This window comes from Pirellulales bacterium, assembly GCA_019694455.1.
Lineage (GTDB): Bacteria > Planctomycetota > Planctomycetia > Pirellulales > JAEUIK01 > JAIBBY01.
Genome location: JAIBBY010000012.1, coordinates 72,852 through 94,984, shown reverse-complemented (window position 1 = coordinate 94,984; position 22,133 = coordinate 72,852). Strand labels below are relative to the sequence as shown.

The following is a 22,133-nucleotide window of genomic DNA, read 5'->3' as shown; positions in this document are numbered from 1 at the left end:
CAAAAGCGAATCAGCCGAACGAGGCTGTCGCGCGCGGCAGGCGGCCTATCTGCCTAGACCGCAATTCACTGGCACGCAGAAAACAATGGTTGAGTCTGCGAACCTTCGCCTTCAAGAATGAGGCGAACCGAGGGCGTACAAGCTAAGTCGAGCTGAATCTTGACCAACTCGCTTGCGTCATTAGCTTACCTCTTGAGGATGCGCAAATTAATTGCAGCGTCATGAAGCTATTGCCCTGGCGGGGGGGTGTCAATGATTTCTAGATTAAAAAGAGTTACTCTGTTGCCAAGTCGCGCCAGACTTTTCGAATGGCAAAAATCTTCGAGTGGCTAGATTGCTAAGCGTAGGCTACTGCGGAGTAAGTGATCGTGTGGGAGCATTGCACGCATGCGTCGCCAGCTTTCTAAAGTGTTCAAAATTGTCCTGTTTGCGCAGGTGTTGGCATGCCCTTGGCTTGTAGCGGCCGAGGACTCATCGCCGCCCATCCCCCAAGGCGAGGTCGTCAAGCACACCTTCAACCAGAGCAAAATCTTTCCGGGCACGGAGCGCGATTACTGGATTTACGTTCCCCAGCAGTACGACCCGGCAAAGCCCGCCTGCGTCTACATCAACCAGGACGGAATGCAGTTCAACGCCCCGCGCGTTTTCGACGAACTGATTCATCGAGGTGAAATGCCGATTACGATTGGCGTGTTCGTCATGCATGGTCGGGTGAAGGCGCTCGGCGACGACGCCCTCGATCGCTTCAACCGCAGCTATGAATACGACGGCCTGGGGGGTCAGTACGCCCGCTTTCTGCTTGATGAGTTGCTCCCCGACGTCGAAAAACAAACCGCCGGCGATGGCCGCGCTATTCGCCTTTCGGCCGCCGCGACCGATCGGTGCATCGGCGGCGCCAGCAGTGGGGCCATCTGTGCCTTCACCGCCGCTTGGGAGCGGCCAGACGCCTTCAGTCGCGTCTTTAGCGCGATCGGCACTTATGTCGGCCTGCGCGGCGGCAATGAATATCCCACACTGATTCGCAAGTTCGAGCCCAAGCCAATCCGCGTCTTTCTGCAGGATGGCGGCGCCGATCTCAATATCTATGGTGGCGACTGGTGGATGGCCAATCAGGCCATGCAGCGAGCGCTCGCTTTCGCCGGGTACGAGGTGCGCCACGAGTGGGGCGACGGCGGCCACAACACCGAACACGCCACCAAGATCTTCCCCGACGCCATGCGCTGGCTCTGGAAAGACTGGCCAGAACCCCCCCAGGCGGGCGCTGGCTCATCGCAACTGCAAGATATTCTCCTGCCGGGCGAACCTTGGCAACTGGTCGCTCAAGGCCACTCCTTCACCGAGGGGCCCGCCGCGTCTCCCACCGGCGAGTTCTTCTTCAGCGATGTCCCCCGCAGCAGGGTGTACCGCGTTGCTGCAGATGGCAAGGTCAGCGAGTTTGTCGCCAAGTCGCAACGCGGCAACGGTCAGGTGTTTGGTCCCGATGGTCGGCTGTACGCCGTGGCTGCCGGCGCCGAACAGATCGTCGCCTATGACGCCGGCGGCGCCCCCACCATCATCGCCAGCGGCATCCGCGGAAACGATTTAGCGGTGCTGCACAGTGGCGACATCTACGTCACCGCTCCGGGCGAAGGCGCCAGCCGCGTCTGGCATGTCAGTCCCAGCGGCGAGAAGAAAGAGGTCGACTCCGGACTGAAGTACGCCAACGGGGTGGCGGTCTCGCCCGATAATTCATTGCTCTACGTGGCCGACTTTCGCAGTCGCTGGGTCTACAGCTACCAGATTCAGCCCGATGGCTCGCTCGCGAATAAACAGCGCTACTACCATCTGCATGTCCCCGATGGCGCCGACGACAGCGGGGCCGATGGCATGCGCTGCGACGCCGATGGCCGGTTGTATGTGGCCACGCGACTGGGGATTCAGGTTTGCGATCAGGCCGGTCGCGTCAATTGCGTCATTCCCACTCCCAACGAGCGCGTGTCGAACGTCTGCTTCGGCGGCCCCGAGTTCGACACGCTGTTTGCCACATCCGGCGATTGCGTTTACAAACGGAAGGTCAAAACACGCGGCGTGCAGGCCTTTCAGCCACGCGTCAAGCCGGCCCCTCCCAGACTTTGATTTTCACCAGGTATCTCGAGGAAAAGTTTCATGCGATTCGCACTCTTGCTGTTCATTTCGCTTCTTACCGCGCCCGTCTTTGCCGCCGAGTTGCCAAGCGCCTCGATCAATGGCGAGGGGCCCGGCTGGCGGACGCTGGGAGAAGCCGACTTCTCTCATGTCAACGGCAACCCCGATACGTGGACCTGGAAGGATGGCGCCGCGCATTGCACCGGGCAGCCTGTGGGCGTGATCCGCTCCGTCAAGCCGTACACAAACTTTGAACTGGTCGCCGAGTGGCGCCATCTCAAGAGCGGCGGCAACTCCGGCGTTTTTCTCTGGGCCAGTGAGAAGTCGCTCGAAGGGCTCAAGCCAGGGCAACTCCCCAAGGGAGGAATCGAAGTGCAGGTGCTCGACCACGGCTTTCGCGAACAATACGAAAAGCAGTCGGGCAAGAAAGGCGACTGGTTCACCACCAACGGCGATGTGTTTCCGGTCGGCACCTCGAAAATGAAGCCGTTTCCCCCCGTCTCGCCCGATGGCAGCCGCAGCTTCCCCACCAAGGAACTCAGCCGCGGCGTCAACGAGTGGAATCACTACTATATCCGCGCCATCAATGGCGAAGTCCGCCTCTGGGTCAACGGAGAAGAAGTCTCGGGCGGCGCCGACTGCAACCCCGCCACCGGCTTCTTGTGCCTTGAGTCCGAAGGCTCGCCGGTGGAGTTCCGTAACATTCGCATTCGCGAATTGCCGTAGCCGCGCGTAGTTCGTTAAACGCGGAACCGACCGCCATCAAACAAACGAAGCCCACGGGGCCAGCGCCCTGTGGGCTTCGTTCTTGAATACGTTGTTGCCCGGCGTCAACCGACGCCGTTGAACGCGACGCTCGGATCGTCCGCCACGTTCACCCATACATGCACGTGCGGCGCGCCGCGGAAGTACCAGGCGAAGGCCGGCCCCTCCAGGCGCCAGCAATCCCACACTTCGTCCTTCCCCAGATCGCCCTCGCGATAGAAGGCCATCGAGCATTGGTCGAGGCCTCCCATCTTCTTGAGGCAGGCCGCCACCTCGTCGCGGTCCGATTGCCGATACGGCTCGACCAGCGTCGCCAGCGCGCGTTGCAGTTCTTCCTTCTGATCCGCCGAAAGCTCCGCGACTGCAATCCCCGGGCGGCCGTTCTCGCGAAACGCCATTGCCGACTCGTCCGGCAAAGTGTCGACTAGCGCCAGCCCTCGCTGTTTGCCGTCGAGCATGGCAAACACCTTGTTCGCCGCCACGGCCTGCGGCCAGAAGACGTTGCCCGGATGATCCGCCGGCTCATTGAAGCCTGCCGCGGCATGTCCGTAAAAGAGCGGTCCGCCAAACGCGACATGCTCGGCCGAGTCGCCGTCGCAGCGCAGCGTCATATGGCGGCCGGTCATGACAAACTGGAACTTGCCGCTCCCCGGCTCGCCAAAGATGGCGATGTTCTGGTCCTCGCCATAGCCCCCCGCGTCGTCTTCCAGTTGCTTGTCGAACTTCGCATGCCATTCGGGCGAGATGATTCCCTCAAAGACGTGCCGAATCATTTCCCGTTGATCGCTGGTGAAGAAGTCGCTGTTGATTACCTCGTCATTGATGTGCCAGTTGTTCGACACATGGGTCCGCAGCAATCCGCGCTTCGCATCGTGATGGTCCCAAGCGTAGCAGACCGATTTTCTTTGTTCGGGCGACAGCGATTCGTACAGCAGCTTCACGACGCTTTCGGCCGTCCCCGCTGGGCTGGCGGTGTCCTTGGCCTCGGCCCAAACCGGCCAACTGACCGTGCCGAGCGCGGCAGCCGCCCCCGTGGTCTTCAAAAACAAGCGGCGATCCACTGCGGGCCGCAACGAACAATCCGGACATTCTGGCTTCGACATGATGGGTTCTCCGCGCCGGCGCGAATTTGATTCGCTAAAACGATAACTCGGTGGCTGCCTCCATTAGACCGGCGGCGAATCAGCGTTGCAAAACTTTTCCCGCAGTCGCTGGCCGCCTCAGCGGCTGACAAACCGGGCAAAAAAAAGTCGAACGCTGCGCCTGCACCACTCGGCGAATCTGCCCCGACCGGCAGCGCCGGCACAAGGCGCCTGCCTTGTCGTATACGCGATGATGATTCTGGTAGCCGCCCGACTGGTTCAGCGCATTGCGATAGGTTCCGTCGGCAAGCGTCGAACCTTCATAGCGAATCGCCAGTTCCAGCACTTCGAGCATGGCCGCGTGCATGGCATGCCACTCCGACCGTACGAGGCGATTGCACGACTTCGCGGGATGAATGCCCGCCAGATGCAAAATTTCTGAAGCGTACAAATTGCCAATCCCCGCCACGGCCCGCTGGTCCAACAGTGCCACCTTGATCGCCCGGCGACTCTTGCCAAGTCGCGCTCGCAGTTCGTCGGCGCCAATCACCAGCGCGTCGGGCCCTAAGTTCGCCTCGCCAAAGCGAGTCGCGTACTCGTCGGCGGTGTGCAGAGTCACCAGCCCCAATCCTCGGCGGTCCCAATACAACAGCTCGCGAGCTGCGCCCCCACCTAGTCGCAATGTCAGCCGCAAATGCTCCGGTCCCGGCGGATCGGCCACCAGCACCAATCCCGTCATCCTCGGCTCGAACACAATTCGGTCGCTCGATCCTAGCTCCACCACCACGCGCTTCCCCGCTCGCGCCGTCCCGGTGATGGTCTGCCCGACGACTCGCCTCCGCCAGACGGCGGCCGCTGGCTCAATCGCAATCGGCTTCTTTTTGCAGCGCGCCCGCTCGACCGCGGTCACGACGCAGCCCACCACCGTCGCGATCCCGCGCCGCATCGTCTCCACTTCGGGCAGTTCCGGCATCTTGCTACTCGAGCGCGTCTACGGTGCTTTTGTTCAAGCCCAAACGTGCGGATCACGTTCGCGCCGGCTTGCCCAAACCTCGATGTCGGCACAGCGCTCTCGTAGCACGTCGGCTAGCTGTTCCACGCCAAAGCGCTCCGTCGCATAGTGTCCGGCCAAGATCAATCCGATGCCGCGAGATTCGGCTTCCAGGCTGGTGTGAAACCGCGCCTCGCCCGTCACCAAACAGTCGCAGCCGGCCGTGTCCGCCGCGGCGAGAAAATCGCCCCCGCTCCCGCAGGCCACTCCCACTCGGCCGACAGTACGCGGCAATTCGCCCACCACTTGCACGCGCTCAATGGCCAGGAACTTCTTGACGGCGCTGGCCAAGTCCCCCAACGTAATCGCCGGGGCAATCGTGCCACAGCGGCCCGCGCCGGGTCCGTGCTCCTGTGGCAATAGTGGCTGGACCGCCGTTAGCCCCAACCCCGCCGCTAGTCGCGCGTTGATGCCCGTTGTGGCCGAGTCGAACGCGGTATGCGGGCTGTAAACAGAAACCTTGGCGCCCGCCAACCGCCATAGCAACGCCCCATCGCGCGAGTCAGTCGTCAGCCTCCGCAGCGGCTGAAACGGCAATGGGTGGTGCGCCACCACCAGGTTGACCCGCTCCTCAATGGCTTCGTCAACCGTGTCCTCCGTCACCGTCAGACAGGTCATCACGCGGCGCGCGGCAAGCGTGCCGTCCCCCAGCAAGAGACCGACGTTGTCCCAATCCTCGGCAATGTCTGGCGGCGCGAATTCCTCCAGGAATCGAACAATCTCGGCAATCGATGGCATCGAGCGTCTCGGTGTTGGCGCGAACGTGACGACTTGCGCAGCGGCCCATGGCGCCGCTGCCGCACATCATAGCCAATCGACTACGGTTCGACGACGAAGCGGTAGTTCAGCACGCGCCGACCGCCAATCTCCGTGGCGCGCAGCCACAGCGTCTCGCCAACCAGCGCGCCGCCGTTGGGCACGCGAAAGGTCGCATAAGTTTGCCCCTGCGGCGGGCCCACCAACTCAAACCGCTGCCGCCTGCGTTCTCTGGCGAACAGGCTGCACGAGAATCGAATCGGTTGGTCGGTATGGTTGGACAGTCGCTGTTCAATTTCCAAAACGCCGTCGGTGTTTACCTGCGTATTGACGGCGATCTCCACGTCGCCTACGCCCACCACGACCGGCACAAAGCTATCAAGGCGGTATGGCCGATCGGCAAACAGCTCAAACTCGGCCCGCACCTGCTGCGCGCCGCTTTCCACTCCAAACGGGAGCGTCACCCGCAGATCGCGCGCCAATCGCTCGCCGCTGGAGAGGCGAAAGTCGAACTGGCTTGGATGCACGATCCAACCCTGTGGCGTCGCCAGCCGCACGCGGCCACTCACGTTCTGTCCAAAGGTGTTGTTCAGCGCCAACCGCGCCGTGAATGTCTGGCCCGGCGTGCTCGGCAACTGCGCCGGTTCGATCGTCGTCGCAATTCGCCACCGCGCGATGTCTGGCGACACGCCATGCACAAATCGCGGCGCGCGCCCCACCGGCAGCACCACCTGATCTCCGTCACGTTCGAGCGGGACTTCCGCGCCGAACATGTCGCGGCAAACCACTTGCTCGCCCAGGTACAAAGTCTCATTGGCGGGCTCGTCGCGCCAAACCACCATCACCGCCTTGTCGCCGCGAACAAAAACGCGGTTGTGGCTCCCCTCGGGCAGCGGCGTCGAGCCAATTTGAGTCGCCCCCGCTAGTGCCTGAGCGGTGGATCGCCAGGCCACATACAATTCCGTCGGGCGTCCATCCGCCTCAATCAGCCCCGCTTCGCGATCCAGCGGCGTCGCGAAGAAGATTCCATCGGCGCCAAACGCGGCCGCCGTGACCATCCGTTGCACCAAGGCCGCTGCGCGATCCTGGCTCGCTAGCGTCGCCAACCAAGCCGGTTCGATGTTCAGCCAACGACTTGTCTGCCCACGCGTGGTTTCTTGAAGGTAATTTTGAGTCTCTTGTGTTGTTAGCGCAGGGTGGCTCGACAAATCAACAAACCGTAACGTCCCCTGATCGGCCGGCAACTCTTCGATCCAGTCCCAGCCAATCCCCATGTGCAATGCTTGCCCCGAAGTTTCCAATTGCTTCTTGATCTCGATCAATCGCCGATTCAACTCCGGAAAACCCACAAACGACCGGTCGCCGTCGCGTCCCAATTGCCAGTACCGCGTTTCGATGCCGAACTGCAGGAACACGTTCTCCAGCGAGGGATACCAAATCTTCGGATCAGCGGTGAACACGTTGGCTGCGAAAGCGCTGCTCGGCAGCTTCGCGCGCACCGACGCCGGTGGCGCGGCCAGCACGCCCACGCAGTTGATGTTTCGCAGATTCAGCGTCGCCAGTAGGCGCCGTGTCGGCGCCGCCCGCGGATCCTTCTCGTCGAGCCAGAGCGGCATCTTCACCCAGCCGATGCCCGCCTGCTGAATCAATTCGACTATCGCCGGCGGCAGCTTGTCGCGCTCCTCGGCCGAAAACGACCAGCCAAACTGCCCTCCCCATCGGGTTTGCGGGTCCAACACGCACAGCGAAATCGTCTCGGCCAACTCGTCGCCCGCCCCGCCCAGTCGGGCGCGAACGCGATAGTAGCCAAAATCCTTCACCGGCGGCCGCCAGCTTACTACCCCGCTCCATTCCACCCCGGCGCCTGGCTCCGCCGACTCTGCGCCAGCGGCAACGGAAGTGGCCGCGGCCGGCGATGTATTCAGATCCAGCTTCATTTCCGAATGGGCCAATACCTGATTGGCAAAGTCGAGCAATTCCAACTGCAGGTCGGTCATCTCGCGCTTCAGCCCCGCCACCCCAATCTGCAACTCGATCGTGCCCGGTTCGCTATAGAGCGCCAGCGGATGATTCGCCTCGATGCGCAATCGCGGCTGTTCATACAGTCGCACATGATGGAACCACACGTCGCCGGCCAGGTCATGCCGCCCGTCGGAGTTCACCACCAGCCGCACCACGGCAAATCGCGCGGCGGCGCCCCCCGCATTGCTCGGCGGAATGTTGACTGTCGTCCAGTCCGCCGTGCCCCCGACCGTCGCGCTGGCGAACGATTCGATCTCTTTTCCGTTTTCGTCGAGCAGCGCCAATCGCGCCGAAGCTTGGCTGCGTGTCAGCCCTGTCGTCTTGATCGCCGCGCTCAACGCATAGTTGTGCCGCTCGTCAATCGGGATCGCCGGCGACGATATCTCCACCGCGCCGCCGTTCATCCGCGCCCGCAGCGACCCCCGTATCTCAGCCGCCAGCGATTCGAAATCGAGCGCCACCTCGACGAACCGCGGAAACCCGCCCCCATGCCGCCGCGTCCAGCCATCGGGCCAACCGTTGAAGTCCGAGTCGCTCGGGTCGCCAAAGTCAGACGCAAAAACGCTTGTTAAATGCGCGCCGGGCGCCTCGCTGGGCGGCGCGGGGCCCGCCGCTAGAATGCACGCTAATAGAAATGAACAAATCGACATGCGCCGGGTCAACACCACCAATCGAGACGATCAGGCTTCGTCTGCTTCATCGTGCCCGCCGCGCGTCCAACTCCAGAACAACTTGCGCAGCCGCTACCCGCGTTAGGAGCCCTCCAGCGTGCCAGAACTGAAAATTGCCGTCCAATTGCGCAATCTTCGCCAACCCTTTCGGTCCGCGTTGCAGACGGCCGCCGAACTTGGCGCCAGCGCCGTCGAGCTAGACGCCCGTCTCGATGTCCGCCCCCAGGAGATGTCGCAGACCGCCGTGCGCCAACTTCGCAAGCAACTCGAAGACGTCCGCCTCCGCGTGGCCGCGCTCTCCTTCTACACCCGCCGGGGATACAACGTCGCTCTCGATCTCGATCGCCGCGTCGAGGCCACTCGCCAGGCCATGCAGTTGGCCCACGCCCTCGGCGCTTCGGTTGTGGTCAACCATGTGGGCCGCGTCCCAGATGACGATACCGATCCCGCCTGGCCCCTCATGGTCGATGTGCTCCGCGACCTGGGCGAGTATGGCCACCGCGTCGGCGCGCTGCTCTGTGCCGAAACTGGCAGCGAAAGCCCCGCCCAACTGCAAAAGCTCATCCAGGCCCTGCCAGATGGCAGCCTGGGCGTCACCCTCAACCCGGGCAACTTGGCGCTCCAAGGATTCTCGGCCACCGAGGCCGCCGAACTGTTGGGGCCGCACATTCACTATGTGCATGTCAAAGATGGCGTGCGCGACGCCGCGCAAGGCCGCGGTGTGGAAGTCCCCATCGGCCGCGGCTCAGTCGATTTCCCGGCCGTCCTCAGCGCCCTGGCAGAGCGCGCCTATCGTGGCTACTTCGCTATTCAGAGCGATCGCGGCGCCGATCCCGCCGCCGAAATGCGCCAAGCGATCGAATTTCTTCACAACCTTTGAATGTCGGCCACGGTGCGGTGTGTGCCCTGTCCCTGGTGGGATCATTACTAATCCAAGGCCGCGCCATGAAAACGCAGCGCGGCAGCATCGGCAAGTCATAACTTCAAGTCGTAACGCCGCGGCAATCCGCTGCGCTCGCTACTTTTCGAAAGCGAAGATCCGCTTCCAATCGCGCTGCATGCTCACCACGATCCAGCCGCGCTGCCGCGCCTCGGCCATCAGTTCCGCGCTGAACGTGCCAATCTTTGAATCGGCGCCGTAGGCGTATTCGCGCTCCGCGTCGTCGTGATGCACCAACAGCGCCAGCCGCGCGCCGCTACCCGCCTTGGTCCATTCCAGCATCTGCTGGTCGCCAGTCGAATTGCCAAACGCCGCCCGCGGCCGTCGGCCAATTACCAGGTTGATCCCCTCGGGCTTGCCCCCCTTGTCGTCGACGAGCAGCATCTTCGGCAGTTTCACCAGTCGCGGCGGTCCATCGCCATCGTTCACAAATTGCGTCTGCGCCGCCGAACCAATCACTCGCTCGGGCCCCACCCCGTACACCGCCTCGCTGTAGACGCGCACAAACTCCTGTCCGCCCCCGGTCACGATGTACGTCTGATAGCCGCTCGCGCGCAGATAGCGCATCGCTTCGAGCATCGGCAGATACGCGCAGGCCGTGTACGGCTGCCGAAAACGTGGATGACGGGCCTGGGCCAACCAATCGCGCACCAGGCCATGAAACGCATCCACCGTCATGCCGCTGTGACTGACGGCGGCGATCTGCGCGAAGTCTTGAATCGAAAGCAGCGCAAGCTGCGCGCGATCTTCATTCAAAATGGCGGCGAATGGCTGTTCCTTTTGCCACTCGGGATGACTCGGCGCCAGCGCCTTCACCCGATCGATCGCAAAGGTCACCTGCGTGTAGATCGGCTGCTCCACCCACAGCGTGCCATCCTGATCGAAGGTGGCGATCCGCTCCTCGATCGGCACGAACTCGGGACCGCCATCCTCCGTGGTCCGGCGCACAAAGTCGATAATCGCCTCGCGCGCGGGGCCTTGGTTCCAGGACGGCAAGGGATCGTCCGTGCCGCGCGCGCTCGACGTCAACACAAGCAAGACGGCGCAGATCGACAGGACCCGACAGGCCGCATTCACGCGTTGCTGAACGCCACCAGCGCCTCGCCGCAATTCGGCCGCACCTTGTCGACCACCAGGTCGGCCGTCACGCCCGACTTGGTTTCCAGCACAAAGATGTCGCCCGGCGCAAAGAAGCGCGGATCGCCCGCGATCAACACTCCAGAATCGACATGCCAGGTCGATCGCAGAAGTTGAAAGGCGACCTCGCATTTCTGCCCGTCTCGAATGGCAAGTGCTGTCCGCATGGTCTCACCCTCCTGGCGCGTGCGAAGGCGATCAGCCGATCGCCGTACTGACTACTCTTAAGCTTACCCCTTTGTGCCGCCTGGGAAAACACTTTTCCCGTAGTTCAGACATGCGCTGGCCACGAACCCATAACTAATTTGGGGGGGCGCCGGCGCGCGCTTGCCAGCAACAAACGCCGGCCAATACCCTCGCATCGCGAGGCGAGAAAGAAAGCCGCAGCCGCCAGACGGTCACGGCCATTCGTCGCGCAGTGGTCGCCCGCAACGTGGACACACATGCGTCAACGGCGACGACAGATTGCCGCACTGAGGGCAGGAAAAAACCATGGGGCTACTTTGCTTCCGCACCAAAAAGGCAAACGCTGCCAACGACGCGACAACTCCGATGGCTAGGATTGCCCCAACGGTTTGCAGCATTACAACGTCCATCACTTGACCGCCAAATTCCGGTGCTTGGCTTACGCGGAAATAGGCGCAAGCTAGCTTTCCCTATCTCTCTAGACGTTGCCCGCGATCAAAACCGGACAATAGCAAGGGAATTTTGCTGCCCAGAGGCGTCATCGCCTCCCCGGCGATCAGCGGCCAGAATGCCGCCAACAGAAGGTAAGTCCTTGGCTCAAAAGAGAATAGGCCAAGAAAAGTACACCCCAGAGGGCTCGAACCTCTAACCTTCGGTTCCGTAGACCGATGCTCTATCCAATTGAGCTAGGGGTGCGTCTGTCGCCGGCCGGCAGACCGTTGGCATATCACAAGATACGTCGACCGGTCTCGCGGGTTCGCGGCGGACCCTCAAAGGTAGCAAGAAATAGGCCCCGAACAAGCCCAAGCGGCGGCTATTGTGACGACGGACTCTGCAAAACACGCTGACAATTGCCAATCGCCCTCACCATGGGCCATCAGTTTCGATGTTTTGTGAGCAGCGCTTGGACTTTTGCGCGATCGATCCGGCCGTCGTGCGAAAACTCGCCGGGCCGCCAGCGCTCCAACAGGATTCCTTGCGGTGACACAATCGCCATAACCATCTGTTCGGCGTCGGCAAAACTGACGTCCAGCCAAGGCACAAATGAGTGCGCGTCGATTCCAAACGGTTGCGATACACGCAGCGCCAACAGCCGACAGCCGTCGGTGACGGCGCGATCTTCGCGCAACCATTGGGCGAGGTCTCGGCACAACGGTCCATTCGGGTCGGTTGCGACGATGAGCAGCTTCTTGTTCGCCCGGTTCGCTGCTTCGACGGCATGGGCAAGCCATGCCCGCGAGTCATGCCCACGATCGTTCAGTACGAACTGTTCGTCGTCGATGTCGGCGCCGGCAAACGCCAAGGCCATCGGGTCCGTCAGCGCGGCCTCCAACTTATCGGCGTCAACCGCAATCTCTCCGACATCGAGTTCCCCCTCCGCATCCGCCTTCAGCGTCGCCACGGTATGCCATACTCGCCCGGTGTCGCTGATTTGCAGGTCGAGATTCACTCCAATGCAGGAAAATCGGAACACGAATTCCTCCCTGTCTTGCAAAGGAGATTGCTCCACAACTGGCGAAGGAAACTCTCCGGTGTCATCCACCGGCAGCGTCAGCCGCGCCTCCCAGCGCACGCTCCGCTTGAGCGGTGGCAGGCCTACGATCTTGCCACGTATCCGCGCGTAACCACGGTGTCGCAGCGTTAGTTCCTTGGTGTCGGCATCGATTCGCGCCACGGCGTCGCCGCAGTTCATATCCGACCGAAACCCTTGTGTTGTACTGTGCCGATAGGCACTGTTAAGCTCATCGCCATACGATTCGACCAACTCAAGCTTCCGCGATCCAGGGGCAACCCCATTAGGTGGACATGTCGCAGGCCAGGGCACCCCGATACTTTGAATGGCGATGACGAAGCGATTTAGCGTTCAAACGATTACTGCCCTCACGGAGGTCGTGACCGGCGGCTCCGCTAACGATTCGACTCCGGCTGTCGGACACTACAGAAGCGGTCCCAAGTTGGAGAGTTTTTTCGGCGGTCTGAACATTGAGCTGCGCATCGGCAGCGCATCCCGAGTCCCATCTGTACAGGCCGTTTTGCAGAACGCTGCGCGTGGACCGGACGGAAACGCAGCGATCATTCGTGTGATCGAGGCGGTGGCCGATCCTCGCGACTATCTCGACGAGCCGGAGAAGTTGACGGCAGTCGTTGTATACATGAACAAGCGGTTGAGTTTCGACGGACATGAGTTGCGTAGGCTCGGTAACGTGTACAAGGTTGTAACAGTTACGACCAACACGGTGGCTGCGAGTGCCCTGCAGGAAAAAGCGAAGGCGTTGGATCTCGGTTCAGTACATGCCGACTTTGAGCGCGCGCTGAGCGAAGCTGACCGCGATCCGGCCGACGCGATCACGTCCGCATGTTCCACTGTCGAGAGCGTATGCAAGTGCATCCTCGACGAGATGGGCAAAGCATACCCAGTCAATAAGGACATAAAAGGCTTGGTGACGGAAGTCGCCAAGCACTTAAAGCTGTCCCCGGGGCGTGACGACCTACCGAAGGTATGGGAGCAGGATATTCGGCAAGTCCTCTCTGGGCTATTCAGCGTGGTGGGCGGGATCGGCGCCCTGCGGACTCATGCGGGAGACGCACACGGCAAAGGCAAGGACCACGTCCCAGTCGACTCCCGAATTGCGAGACTGGCCATTCATGCCGCGAGTACTGTTTCTCTTTTTTATATTGAGACTTGGCAGAAGGTCGCTGGCCACGCCAAAATCAACCGGGCAAGGATGAGCGCAGAATAACATTCCCTTCCTTCAAGTATCGAAGTGGGTTGAATCGCGTTGCTCGCCTTCGAAACTACTCCGCCAGATGTCCCAGGCTGTTCCCCATTCGCGTGGAGAAAAACCGGCCGCACGATCGCCGCCACGGCCGCGTGCGACAGAAAGTACCCCCCGGAGTCGGCGCCTCCGCTGCCCTGGGCCGCGAACCCACGATGATCTGACGCGAATTGCTCCGCAATTACTTCGGCGCTCGCAATCGCCGGCCGTGCTAGAATTACCACGATGGAACCGTTGCTCGACTCCAACTCGGTGCATGCCGAAATCGACGAACTGCTACTCAGCGGCACGGCGGAAACCGCGCACCAGGCCGAAGAAATCTGGCTCGACGCCCATTTGCCGGAATTGACTCGCTTGGCGATGGAACTGGATGAGGATTCGTTCAAGAGGCACGAGGCCGTGAAGCTTCTATTCTCCCACGGGAGTCGGCCGTTCGAGGACTCTCCCCCGTGAGCCCGGACGAAAAACTGGCCCGCATCGTTCGCGCGATCAAAGAGGCCGGAGTCGATGCGCTGGTCATGGGCGGCCACGCCGGAGCGACACGGCGAGCAGCGCAAAACTTCCAAGCAATCCAAGTCCGAATGTAGAAGGCTCCGGGACGGCCGCAAATCGCAACTCGAAGGCTAAGTCGTCTACAGATCGACCCCACGGCAGAAGACTGATTAGGTAGAAGCTCCCAGCGTAGGGACTGGAGAGGCCACCATCCGCGTAAGGGTTGCCATCGACGAATCCGAAATTGACGTAATTCAGCACGGGCGTTGGCGAGACCATGAAGAAGAGGACGTATTGGCTATTCTCCGCCACGCTGACCCCCTGAAAGTCAAAATCAACGCGGCTGAATTCCCCAACCGAGGTGTTTACCGAAACTTTGCTGTCCGCAAGGATCGGCTGAATTCCCTTCTCGCCATCCCAGGCCATGAGATAGCCGGTGATGTCGAAGGTATATGGTCCGTTCCCATAAGGATTCACCGGATATGTTTGAACCCAGAACGACGCCTCGGATAAGTGGCTCACGTTATCCGGCGTCCTAAATGTCTGTCCCCAGGTGTCGCCTACAACAAGGTTGCCGATTGCGGAATGTCCGTCCCAGCCAGACGCAGTTTCCAGGATGATCTCCGCATGAGCATCGCGGGCTGCGACAAGTGCGATCGACATGCACAGCAGCATTCGCCTAAACATCGTCATGCCTACCCTATTTGATGTCTCGTTGCTCGCGACACTACGCGTTGCCCAATACGCGGGGACGCATGTGTTCGTCCTTGTGTTGTCGGCCGACGAGCGCTCTGCGCCTGCTTGATCGCGGCGGATGCGAACTGACCCTCAGCGGATTCGCGTTCTGTCACGAACAGTGTACACCGGGATGATGAACTGGAAACGCACTTTGCCCTCACTTCGACTGTGGATTTGCCCGGTAGAGCAGCGCGATCGAACCGATCACCAAACCAACGATCGCGTACATTCCGCCGCCAACCAAGATGTAAGCCAAGGCCCCCTTCGTCCGAGAGCCCTGGTCAAATATCCATCCAAAGAAAGCAAAACTCGGCAAGTCAATGCAGCACAGACAAAAAGATAGCACCCACGCCTGGTCGCCGGCAGCGGCAAACAAAAACGGCAGCACGATCGCTGCCACGACGGTGTGCGTCAGAAAGTACCCGCCCGCGATGACCAGCGGATTGCGATACCTGGCGACCCACCAGTACAGCGTTACAAAAAGTCCTACATGGATAATACCTACGATGGCTACGAACAACCAAAACTCGGGGAACTGGGGGTCTGGAAAGTTAGGGGGTAACCGGAACATGCTCTTCCTCCCAAGCGATCAACGCCTTACGGCGCCACTTGCGCTTCCTCGGCCAGCGGCCCTTCCCCCGCCCCGCAACTCTGGCAGTACGGCAACAACGTGTGCCGCAGGTGCTCGCACTTATCGCACTGCTCGAATAGTCGCGTGCCGCACGCCGGGCAAGAGTATGGCTCATCGGCAGTCTCGCCGCCGCTGCCCCGCGCGGTCGCTCCCGCCGCCGCCCCGCCAGTTGTCGCCACCGCCAGCGGGCGGTTTTGCGCTCGCCGGATCGGCTGGGCGCAGATCGGGCATTGCCCCCGGTTGTACGCCTCGCGGTAGCGGCCCAAGAGCCACGCGCCGCGCGGCGCCACAATCACCCGGATCAACGACACCAAGATGGCGATCACCACCAGAATGCCCGCCGAGATGGCGATGTACTTGAACAGCTCGCTCGGAAAATGCTCGTGCATCACCAGCCCGACCAGCCACAGACTGGCCAAGAGCAGCGGAAACACGATCGGCCGGTAGGCGCTCCCCGCCTTGCGGATCGAAATCACCGCCGCCACGATCAGCACCGGCAGCAGCACCGCCAGCTTGAGCGCCGCCTGCCGGTAGCCGTGTAGCGCGCTTAGCCGCTGATACTCCTCGCGGAGCGGCCCGCTCTTCTCCTCGATCTTCTGTTCGACCTCTTTGGCCTCGCTTTCCAGTTCCTGCCGCCGCGTCGTCAGCCGGGCAATCTCCTCATTGGCCGCCTGAAACTTGCGCTGATTGTCGAGAAACAGCTTTTCGCTCTCGACAAACGCCTGCTGCTCCTCGGCGCTGAGGTTCACCCCCTTCTCGACGCTCGCGCGGTGCAACTGAATTAGCTGCCCCAGCGTGGCCTGCGAGTTGGCCGTGCTCTGTTGCACAAGCTGCTGATTCTCCCGCTCATGGGCCGTCTCGGTGGTCAGCTTGGCGATTTCTTGGCCGATCGCCGCGCCGCGGTCGATGAGTGGCTGCCCGACATAGCGCGCCCGAATCGCCTCGTAGTCGGGGCCCGGCAGTCGATCGATGTCGCGCAGGATGAACGACAGCAGCCAGGTGTAAAAGACAAACAGCAGCAACGACAACAAAAAGATCAGCGCGCGTATCCAACGCGGGCCAGTCGCAGGCGCTTGGGCCATGTGCTGTCTCCCCTGTGGCGGCCGCCCGCTTGGGCGGCGCTTAGCCGCGCGACTCGTTCAGTCGTCGCTCGATTTCGCTCGTGCAATCATCGACCTTGATCCGCCATTGCTCCAGCGAATCGCGGTCGCGGATCGTCACCGTCTGGTCTTGCATCGTCTGGCCGTCGACGGTGATGCAGTACGGCGTCCCCGCTTCGTCCTGCCGAGCGTAACGCCGTCCCACCGCTCCCTTCTCGTCGTAAAACACGTTGTACCGCTTCTTCAAATCGCGATAGATGCGCATGGCCACCTCGGGCATGCCATCCTTCTTCACCAGCGGAAACACCGCCGCTTTCATCGGCGCCAGCCGCGGATGGAACTTCATCACCAGCCGCTCGCGCGGTTTGCCCTCGGCGTCGGGCACCACGTCTTCGTGGTACGCCTCGCACAAAAAGGCGAGCGTGGCGCGGTCGGCGCCGCTAGATGGCTCAATCACATGCGGCACAAAGCGCTCGCGGGTCACGTCGTCAAAATAGCTCATGTCGCGTCCGCTGCCGGCGTAGCGCGGCTTGCCGTCGGCCCCTTTTTCGACGACAAGCTGATCGCCGTCGCGCACCAGCTTCCCTTCCATGTGGCTGCGCAGATCGAAGTCGCCGCGATGGGCAATTCCTTCCAGCTCGCCAAACTCGCCCGGCGGCAAAAACGGAAACGCGTATTCGATGTCCGCCGTTCCACACGAGTAGTGACTCAGTTCGTCTTGCTCGTGCTCGCGCAGCCGTAGCCGCTCCCCCGCCAGTCCCAGTTCGGTGTACCAGCGAAAACGGCGGTCGCGCCAAAACTGATACCAATCGCGCGACGTGTTCGGGTGACAGAAGAACTCAATCTCCATCTGCTCGAACTCGCGCGAGCGAAACGTGAAGTTGCGCGGCGTGATCTCGTTGCGAAAGCTCTTGCCCATCTGCGCGATGCCAAACGGCACGCCGACCCGCGTGCTGTCGAGCACGTTCTTGAAGTTCACAAATATGCCTTGCGCCGTCTCGGGCCGCAGGAAAGCGGCGCCTTCCTCTCCCGACAACGCCCCCACGTAGGTCTTGAACATCAAGTTGAACTCGCGCGGCGCGGTGAGCGTGCCCAACTCCTTGGCCTCGGGCCCCAGCGCCTCGGCAAAATCCTTCACGGTGGTCAGGTTGACCATCGGCGATTGCCAGGCAAGCTGCTCGGCGTCCTTGGCCCGCAGGTTGAAGAACTTCAGCGCTCGCTGCTGCGTGTCGGCCTCGCCGTCGGTCCCTTGGCTCTGCGTGGCGACGAAGATCAGCTTCCCTTTGGCCTCGACCCAGCGGCCATAGACCTGGTCGTGCCGGTAACGCCGCTTCGACTCGCGACAATCGACCATGAAGTCGTGAAACAGATCGTAGTGCCCAGAGACCTTCCAAACCTGCGGGTGCATGATGATCGTGCAATCGAGGCCGGCCATTTCATACGGGGTAGGGGCCCCCGCCGGCGCCAGCGTCTCGTCGTGGCTGGTCACCATGTCCTGCCACCACGCCTCCTTGACGTTCCGCTTGAGCTCCACCCCCAACGGGCCATAGTCCCAAAAGCCATTCAGCCCGCCATAGATCTCGCTCGACTGAAACAAGAACCCGCGCCGCTTGCAAAGGGAAACCAACTTGTCCATTTCGATCGGCACAAACGACTCCTTCAACAGACGCGGGCGGGCCAAACCAACGACTTGCGTCGTAAACCGGTACCAAAGACGGCAAGTGTACCCGTGCCGACAGAGGGGGTCTACGCCGTGGCCGGTCGGCAGACGGCATCCGTTGTCGCATAGCAATAGTTCGAAATCCGGCGCTGCGCCTTGGCGACTTACGACAAATATCGTTTTCGGAGGCGATTCCGAAAACTCCGAAAACTCGCGCCGCGCATTTCGCCGCCTCGCTCGCGCGAACCATAAGCGGCGATTCAACTTCCGCGTGCCGCTGGCTGCTTACGATCGTTTTCGGAGTCGCGGTTTTCGGAGTTTACCCCCCCCATATTTCGCAATTCGTTGCAAATCAATTCAGCGCGATCCTCCCGCGCCCGCGAATGTACAATTCCGCCTCTCCATGCCAACCGCTGCCTACGGTAAAATGCACTCCGTCACAACACGCTCATTTGGGGCGCCGAAGTAAATGCACGATTGTCTGATCATTGGCGGCGGCGTCATTGGGCTGTCGCTCGCTTACGAACTGGCCAGTCACCGCCTCCGCGTTTTGGTGCTCGACCGCGGCCAGCCGGGGCACGAGGCCTCTTGGGCCGGCGCCGGCATCCTGCCCCCCGGTAATCGCGCCACCGCGGCCAACGCCTACGATCAATTGGTCGGCCTCAGCCACGAGTTGCATCCCATCTGGGCGCAAGCGCTAAGCGAAGAAACCGGCATCGACAACGGTTTTCGCCGCACGGGCAGCATCCATGTGGCGCGCGACGCCGATCAAGCCGCCCTATTGCGCGAGGCTGCGCAACTGTGGCGCAATGGCGGCCTTGCGGTTGAAGAGTTGAGCAACAAAGAACTGGCCGCGCGCGAGCCGGCGCTGGCCGATTCGCAAGTGCTCTCGCAAGTGCGAGCGGCAGCGCTGCTCCCCGACGAGGCTCAGGTCCGCAACCCTCGGCATCTCAAAGCCCTGCTCGTCGCCTGCCGTCAGCGCGGCGTGGCCGTGGAAGCCAATGTCGCTGTCGAAGGTTTTCAGGTTCGCGCCGGCCGGGTCGAAGCAATCGAAACCCAAAGCGGAACACGAACCGCAGGCGCAATCTGCCTCTGCGGCGGCGCCTGGACCGGGCATCTCGGCGCTCGGCTTGGCGCGCCGCTGCCGATGGTCCCTGTGCGCGGGCAGATCGTGCTGCTCGCCGCCGCGTCGCCGCCGCTGCGGCACATCCTGAACGAAGGTCGCCGCTACTTTGTCCCCCGCCCCGATGGCCGTGTGCTCATCGGCGCCACCGAAGAGAAAGTCGGCTTCGACAGTCGCGCCACGGCCGACGGTGTCGCCGGACTCTTGGATTTTGGTCTCGGCCTTGTTCCAGCGCTTCGCGCCGCCACCGTCGAACGCGCCTGGGCCGGACTCCGGCCCGGCACCCCCGACGGCCTGCCCTACCTCGGTCGGCTCGGCGAACTGGAAAACGCCTTTGTGGCGGCCGGGCATTTTCGCGGCGGGTTGCACCAATCGCCGGCGACCGCGCAACTGATGTCGCAAGTCATTCGCGGCCAGCAGCCAGAGATCGAACTGTTCGACTTCCGGCCCCATCGTCACGCCGGACACGAACATGCCCACGAGCGTCTGGCGTAAGCGACTGCGCCAGCTAGCGCTTGAGGTATTGTTGATACGCCGCCACCGCGAGTTTGTCACAGCGATCGTTTTGCGGATGCCCGCTATGTCCCGCCACGCGCTCGTATCGCAGAGTGTGGACTCGCAACAGTCGGTCAAGCTCCATCCACAGGTCTTGATTCTTCACTTCGCCCCCGCGGCCGTTCTTGCCGGTGCGCCACCCATTGCGTTTCCATTTGGGTAGCCATTCGGTCATTCCCTTGCCGACGTACACGCTATCGGTCAGCACAGTCACCGCAGTGGGCCGCTTGAGCTTGCCCAGTCCCTCGATGACCGCCATCAGTTCCATGCGATTGTTCGTCGTCTCGGGATTGCCCCCCGAATCCTCCAACTCCTTGCCAGAAACCGGATCGAAAAGAATGAACGCCCAGCCGCCGGGCCCCGGGTTGCCGCTGCATGCGCCATCGGTGAAGAGCTGAACCTGCTTCTGCGTCGGGGTGGAACTTCCTGGTCGCTTTGAGTCTTCGTGCATTCCTGCGCTCACGGTCCAGAGAGAATTGCCCGTGAGCATTGTCGGCAAACATACGCCCCACGAAAGAGCGCAGCCGCAAAAAAACTCTCTCGCCGCTAACGCGGTTTGGGTCGCGGATCCAGGCGCTCCAAATTGCGGTTCGCGGGCTCGTAGTCCACATGCCATTCGCCAGTCGAATCAATCGCGCTGCGTCGCGCGCTCTCGCAAGTCATTGGCTCATTGCGAATGCGGCGCTGGATGCCATCTGGCAGGCGATAACGAGCTCGTCCAGATAGAACGGCTTGCCAAGCACTGCCTTCGCGCCGGCGTCGAGCCATTGGCGCGTGAAATCGAATCGTGGAAAGTCGGCCAGCAACACGATCGTGGCGGTCGGGTTGGCAAGCCGCGCGGCGCGCACTTGCGAACTCAAATCGCTGTCCGCATGTCCGAGATCCCACACGATTAGTTCTGCATCGAGCAACTTCTGCACGTCGCTAACTTGGAAAGGACTCAATCCCGCGGCCAATAGCGCATCGGCTATCAATGTCGCTAGTTTAGGACCGGCCGAGCAAACGGCAGCGCTGCGCAGCGCCAGCGATTGCGGAGACTTACGTTCAAGAACCCGGTCTTCCTCGCCCATGGCGACCGGCAGCGACCACATTGGCAATTCGCCCTGTCGCCAATGCGCCAATTGCCCCATCCAAAATGCGGGCCAATCGCGCTGATACACACGCAAGGCGCCCGAGATGCCGCGGCCAGCGCGCCCCTCCCCTTCGCGCCACATGCCGGCCAACTCGATCACACCGGCCAGTGGCCAAGTCCGTCGTGCTTGCGCGAGCGCGGATGGTTCGATTTCTCCCCACCGCGACGCGGCGACCACGATCAAGTCGCATGGCAGCCATCGTCCGCTCGCGGCAATGCCTTGCGTATCTTCCCACCGCGTGACGATCGCGTTCTGTGCAAGCGTATCGAACGCTGTTCTCCACAGGGCATCGCTGCGCTCGCCAATCCACACGACCTGTGGCGGCGCGGTAAGAGTAGTTCGCATCGCGGCATCCATGCGCGGCAGTATATCCAACCGCGCAAAGAAAAAGCCGCCTCATGGCGGCTTTTTCTTTGCTGTTAAAGCAATTGCAAACGGATTAACGACGGCGCCGTGCAAAGGCGACCAATGCCAACGCGCCCATCCCGGCCAGGGCCAAGGTGCCCGGTTCCGGAACTGGGTTGTAGTTGTAGGTCACTTCCGCGATGCCGTTGGCGCCAAAACTCGACACCTGAATGGTGCTGTTCGACACGCCATTGACGGCGAAGCCGCCATTGCCGCTGACCGCGATGCTGACATTGCCCAGCCCGATGTAAGGGGCCAAGCCAGACAGCAACGAGTTTGTAGCGCTGTCCGAACCGCTAATCAATCCAAAGTTGACAAAGTCCGGGCCGCTGCCGCCGACGCCATCAGTGGGGCCAACCGCAACGGGACCCGCCGATTGCAGAATGGCGGCATTGGTCGTGAGGCTGGGGCCAGAGGCCTTGATAATGCCCGTCAGATCGACCCCCATATTGCCACCAATGGTGGAGTCGTTCTCAGCGGTCACTTGGGCCTGAACATTGGCATTTAGGCCAAGGGTCACGGACACCAAGGTGCCAAGCGACGGATTGAACTGCGGCAGCGAGACGTTTTGGCTGCCCGGCGAGAGCGGAAAGCTGAAGTTGGTGTTGTACGATACCGATGCGGCGCTAGCAGTGGCGCCGAGCGCAATAAACGCTGCGCTAAATAGAAGTAGTCGATGCATTCTCACGAGCATGAAGCGTCCCTCCTAGATGATCCCAAATACCGGTATGACCCCCGAATCGTGTGTGATAGTAAACTGCGCTAACGACTGCGCCAAGTAAATT

At 61.7% G+C, this 22,133-nt stretch carries 19 protein-coding genes, 1 tRNA gene and 1 pseudogene; 6 read left to right on the top strand and 15 right to left on the bottom strand.

Annotation, left to right across the window (positions count from 1 at the left end):
- Positions 1-387 precede the first annotated feature (387 nt).
- A complete protein-coding gene (locus K1X71_07220) occupies positions 388-2,115 on the top strand; it encodes an SMP-30/gluconolactonase/LRE family protein (GenBank protein ID MBX7072923.1) in 1,728 nt (575 codons plus the stop codon).
- A gap of 99 nt (positions 2,116-2,214) precedes the next feature.
- A pseudogene (locus tag K1X71_07215) lies at positions 2,215-2,850 on the top strand (DUF1080 domain-containing protein).
- A gap of 104 nt (positions 2,851-2,954) precedes the next feature.
- Here K1X71_07215 and K1X71_07210 read toward each other — a convergent pair.
- The 4 genes from K1X71_07210 to K1X71_07195 form a co-directional block, all read right to left on the bottom strand.
- Positions 2,955-3,992, bottom strand: a complete 1,038-nt coding sequence (locus tag K1X71_07210) for a DUF3500 domain-containing protein (protein MBX7072922.1) — start codon at positions 3,990-3,992, stop codon at positions 2,955-2,957.
- Between the two features lie 79 nt (positions 3,993-4,071).
- A complete protein-coding gene (locus K1X71_07205) occupies positions 4,072-4,944 on the bottom strand; it encodes a formamidopyrimidine-DNA glycosylase (GenBank protein ID MBX7072921.1) in 873 nt (290 codons plus the stop codon).
- Positions 4,945-4,977: 33 nt separating this feature from the next.
- Positions 4,978-5,760, bottom strand: a complete 783-nt coding sequence (locus tag K1X71_07200; protein MBX7072920.1) for a Nif3-like dinuclear metal center hexameric protein — start codon at positions 5,758-5,760, stop codon at positions 4,978-4,980.
- An 80-nt stretch (positions 5,761-5,840) separates the two neighbouring features.
- Positions 5,841-8,450 carry a hypothetical protein gene (locus K1X71_07195; protein MBX7072919.1) on the bottom strand — a complete coding sequence of 870 codons (2,610 nt, stop codon included), beginning with the start codon at positions 8,448-8,450 and terminating at the stop codon, positions 5,841-5,843.
- A 118-nt stretch (positions 8,451-8,568) separates the two neighbouring features.
- Here K1X71_07195 and K1X71_07190 point away from each other — a divergent pair, with 118 nt between their 5' ends.
- A complete protein-coding gene (locus K1X71_07190; protein MBX7072918.1) occupies positions 8,569-9,351 on the top strand; it encodes a sugar phosphate isomerase/epimerase in 783 nt (260 codons plus the stop codon).
- 138 nt (positions 9,352-9,489) lie between these two features.
- On the opposite strand, the gene K1X71_07185 is transcribed toward K1X71_07190, so the two are convergent.
- The 4 genes from K1X71_07185 to K1X71_07170 all read right to left on the bottom strand — a co-directional run bounded on the left by K1X71_07185 (position 9,490) and on the right by K1X71_07170 (position 12,427).
- Positions 9,490-10,449, bottom strand: a complete 960-nt coding sequence (locus K1X71_07185) for a haloacid dehalogenase-like hydrolase (GenBank protein ID MBX7072917.1) — start codon at positions 10,447-10,449, stop codon at positions 9,490-9,492.
- Between the two features lie 35 nt (positions 10,450-10,484).
- Positions 10,485-10,715 (bottom strand): hypothetical protein, encoded by a 231-nt coding sequence (locus K1X71_07180; protein ID MBX7072916.1) that lies wholly within the window; start codon positions 10,713-10,715, stop codon positions 10,485-10,487.
- A 641-nt stretch (positions 10,716-11,356) separates the two neighbouring features.
- Positions 11,357-11,430, bottom strand: a tRNA-Arg gene (locus K1X71_07175).
- Positions 11,431-11,611: 181 nt separating this feature from the next.
- Complete coding sequence (locus K1X71_07170; GenBank protein MBX7072915.1) at positions 11,612-12,427, bottom strand: hypothetical protein; 816 nt, start codon at positions 12,425-12,427, stop codon at positions 11,612-11,614.
- 151 nt (positions 12,428-12,578) lie between these two features.
- Between K1X71_07170 and K1X71_07165 the strand changes: the two genes are divergently transcribed.
- Positions 12,579-13,475, top strand: a complete 897-nt coding sequence (locus K1X71_07165) for an abortive infection family protein (GenBank protein MBX7072914.1) — start codon at positions 12,579-12,581, stop codon at positions 13,473-13,475.
- Between the two features lie 261 nt (positions 13,476-13,736).
- Positions 13,737-13,964 carry a hypothetical protein gene (locus tag K1X71_07160; protein ID MBX7072913.1) on the top strand — a complete coding sequence of 76 codons (228 nt, stop codon included), beginning with the start codon at positions 13,737-13,739 and terminating at the stop codon, positions 13,962-13,964.
- Between the two features lie 63 nt (positions 13,965-14,027).
- Here K1X71_07160 and K1X71_07155 read toward each other — a convergent pair whose 3' ends face one another.
- The 4 genes from K1X71_07155 to K1X71_07140 form a co-directional block, all read right to left on the bottom strand.
- On the bottom strand, positions 14,028-14,666 hold the full coding sequence (locus K1X71_07155; GenBank protein ID MBX7072912.1) for a PEP-CTERM sorting domain-containing protein: 639 nt from the start codon (positions 14,664-14,666) through the stop codon (positions 14,028-14,030).
- A 232-nt stretch (positions 14,667-14,898) separates the two neighbouring features.
- Positions 14,899-15,312 carry a hypothetical protein gene (locus K1X71_07150; protein MBX7072911.1) on the bottom strand — a complete coding sequence of 138 codons (414 nt, stop codon included), beginning with the start codon at positions 15,310-15,312 and terminating at the stop codon, positions 14,899-14,901.
- Between the two features lie 26 nt (positions 15,313-15,338).
- A complete protein-coding gene (locus K1X71_07145) occupies positions 15,339-16,454 on the bottom strand; it encodes a hypothetical protein (protein ID MBX7072910.1) in 1,116 nt (371 codons plus the stop codon).
- Between the two features lie 40 nt (positions 16,455-16,494).
- Complete coding sequence (locus K1X71_07140) at positions 16,495-18,108, bottom strand: glycine--tRNA ligase (GenBank protein ID MBX7072909.1); 1,614 nt, start codon at positions 18,106-18,108, stop codon at positions 16,495-16,497.
- A 493-nt stretch (positions 18,109-18,601) separates the two neighbouring features.
- Here K1X71_07140 and thiO point away from each other — a divergent pair, with 493 nt between their 5' ends.
- A complete protein-coding gene (gene thiO, locus K1X71_07135) occupies positions 18,602-19,750 on the top strand; it encodes a glycine oxidase ThiO (protein MBX7072908.1) in 1,149 nt (382 codons plus the stop codon).
- Between the two features lie 13 nt (positions 19,751-19,763).
- On the opposite strand, the gene rnhA is transcribed toward thiO, so the two are convergent.
- The 3 genes from rnhA to K1X71_07120 form a co-directional block, all read right to left on the bottom strand.
- Positions 19,764-20,261, bottom strand: a complete 498-nt coding sequence (gene rnhA, locus K1X71_07130) for a ribonuclease HI (GenBank protein MBX7072907.1) — start codon at positions 20,259-20,261, stop codon at positions 19,764-19,766.
- A gap of 208 nt (positions 20,262-20,469) precedes the next feature.
- Positions 20,470-21,288 (bottom strand): hypothetical protein, encoded by an 819-nt coding sequence (locus K1X71_07125; GenBank protein ID MBX7072906.1) that lies wholly within the window; start codon positions 21,286-21,288, stop codon positions 20,470-20,472.
- Between the two features lie 94 nt (positions 21,289-21,382).
- Entirely contained in the window at positions 21,383-22,042 is a 660-nt protein-coding gene (locus K1X71_07120; GenBank protein MBX7072905.1) for a PEP-CTERM sorting domain-containing protein, read from the bottom strand.
- Positions 22,043-22,133 lie beyond the last annotated feature (91 nt).

Bases quoted from the DNA above. Each gene is read 5' to 3' on its own strand.
- K1X71_07145 (MBX7072910.1), bottom strand. From the start codon at position 16,454: ATGGCCCAAGCGCCTGCGACTGGCCCGCGTTGGATACGCGCGCTGATC.
- K1X71_07195 (MBX7072919.1), bottom strand. From the start codon at position 8,450: ATGTCGATTTGTTCATTTCTATTAGCGTGCATTCTAGCGGCGGGCCCC.
- K1X71_07200 (MBX7072920.1), bottom strand. From the start codon at position 5,760: ATGCCATCGATTGCCGAGATTGTTCGATTCCTGGAGGAATTCGCGCCG.
- K1X71_07125 (MBX7072906.1), bottom strand. From the start codon at position 21,288: ATGCGAACTACTCTTACCGCGCCGCCACAGGTCGTGTGGATTGGCGAG.
- K1X71_07140 (MBX7072909.1), bottom strand. From the start codon at position 18,108: ATGGACAAGTTGGTTTCCCTTTGCAAGCGGCGCGGGTTCTTGTTTCAG.
- K1X71_07205 (MBX7072921.1), bottom strand. From the start codon at position 4,944: ATGCCGGAACTGCCCGAAGTGGAGACGATGCGGCGCGGGATCGCGACG.
- K1X71_07220 (MBX7072923.1), top strand. From the start codon at position 388: ATGCGTCGCCAGCTTTCTAAAGTGTTCAAAATTGTCCTGTTTGCGCAG.
- K1X71_07160 (MBX7072913.1), top strand. From the start codon at position 13,737: ATGGAACCGTTGCTCGACTCCAACTCGGTGCATGCCGAAATCGACGAA.
- K1X71_07180 (MBX7072916.1), bottom strand. From the start codon at position 10,715: ATGCGGACAGCACTTGCCATTCGAGACGGGCAGAAATGCGAGGTCGCC.
- K1X71_07170 (MBX7072915.1), bottom strand. From the start codon at position 12,427: ATGAACTGCGGCGACGCCGTGGCGCGAATCGATGCCGACACCAAGGAA.
- K1X71_07150 (MBX7072911.1), bottom strand. From the start codon at position 15,312: ATGTTCCGGTTACCCCCTAACTTTCCAGACCCCCAGTTCCCCGAGTTT.
- K1X71_07165 (MBX7072914.1), top strand. From the start codon at position 12,579: ATGACGAAGCGATTTAGCGTTCAAACGATTACTGCCCTCACGGAGGTC.
- K1X71_07210 (MBX7072922.1), bottom strand. From the start codon at position 3,992: ATGTCGAAGCCAGAATGTCCGGATTGTTCGTTGCGGCCCGCAGTGGAT.
- thiO (MBX7072908.1), top strand. From the start codon at position 18,602: ATGCACGATTGTCTGATCATTGGCGGCGGCGTCATTGGGCTGTCGCTC.
- K1X71_07120 (MBX7072905.1), bottom strand. From the start codon at position 22,042: ATGCTCGTGAGAATGCATCGACTACTTCTATTTAGCGCAGCGTTTATT.
- rnhA (MBX7072907.1), bottom strand. From the start codon at position 20,261: ATGCACGAAGACTCAAAGCGACCAGGAAGTTCCACCCCGACGCAGAAG.
- K1X71_07155 (MBX7072912.1), bottom strand. From the start codon at position 14,666: ATGTCGATCGCACTTGTCGCAGCCCGCGATGCTCATGCGGAGATCATC.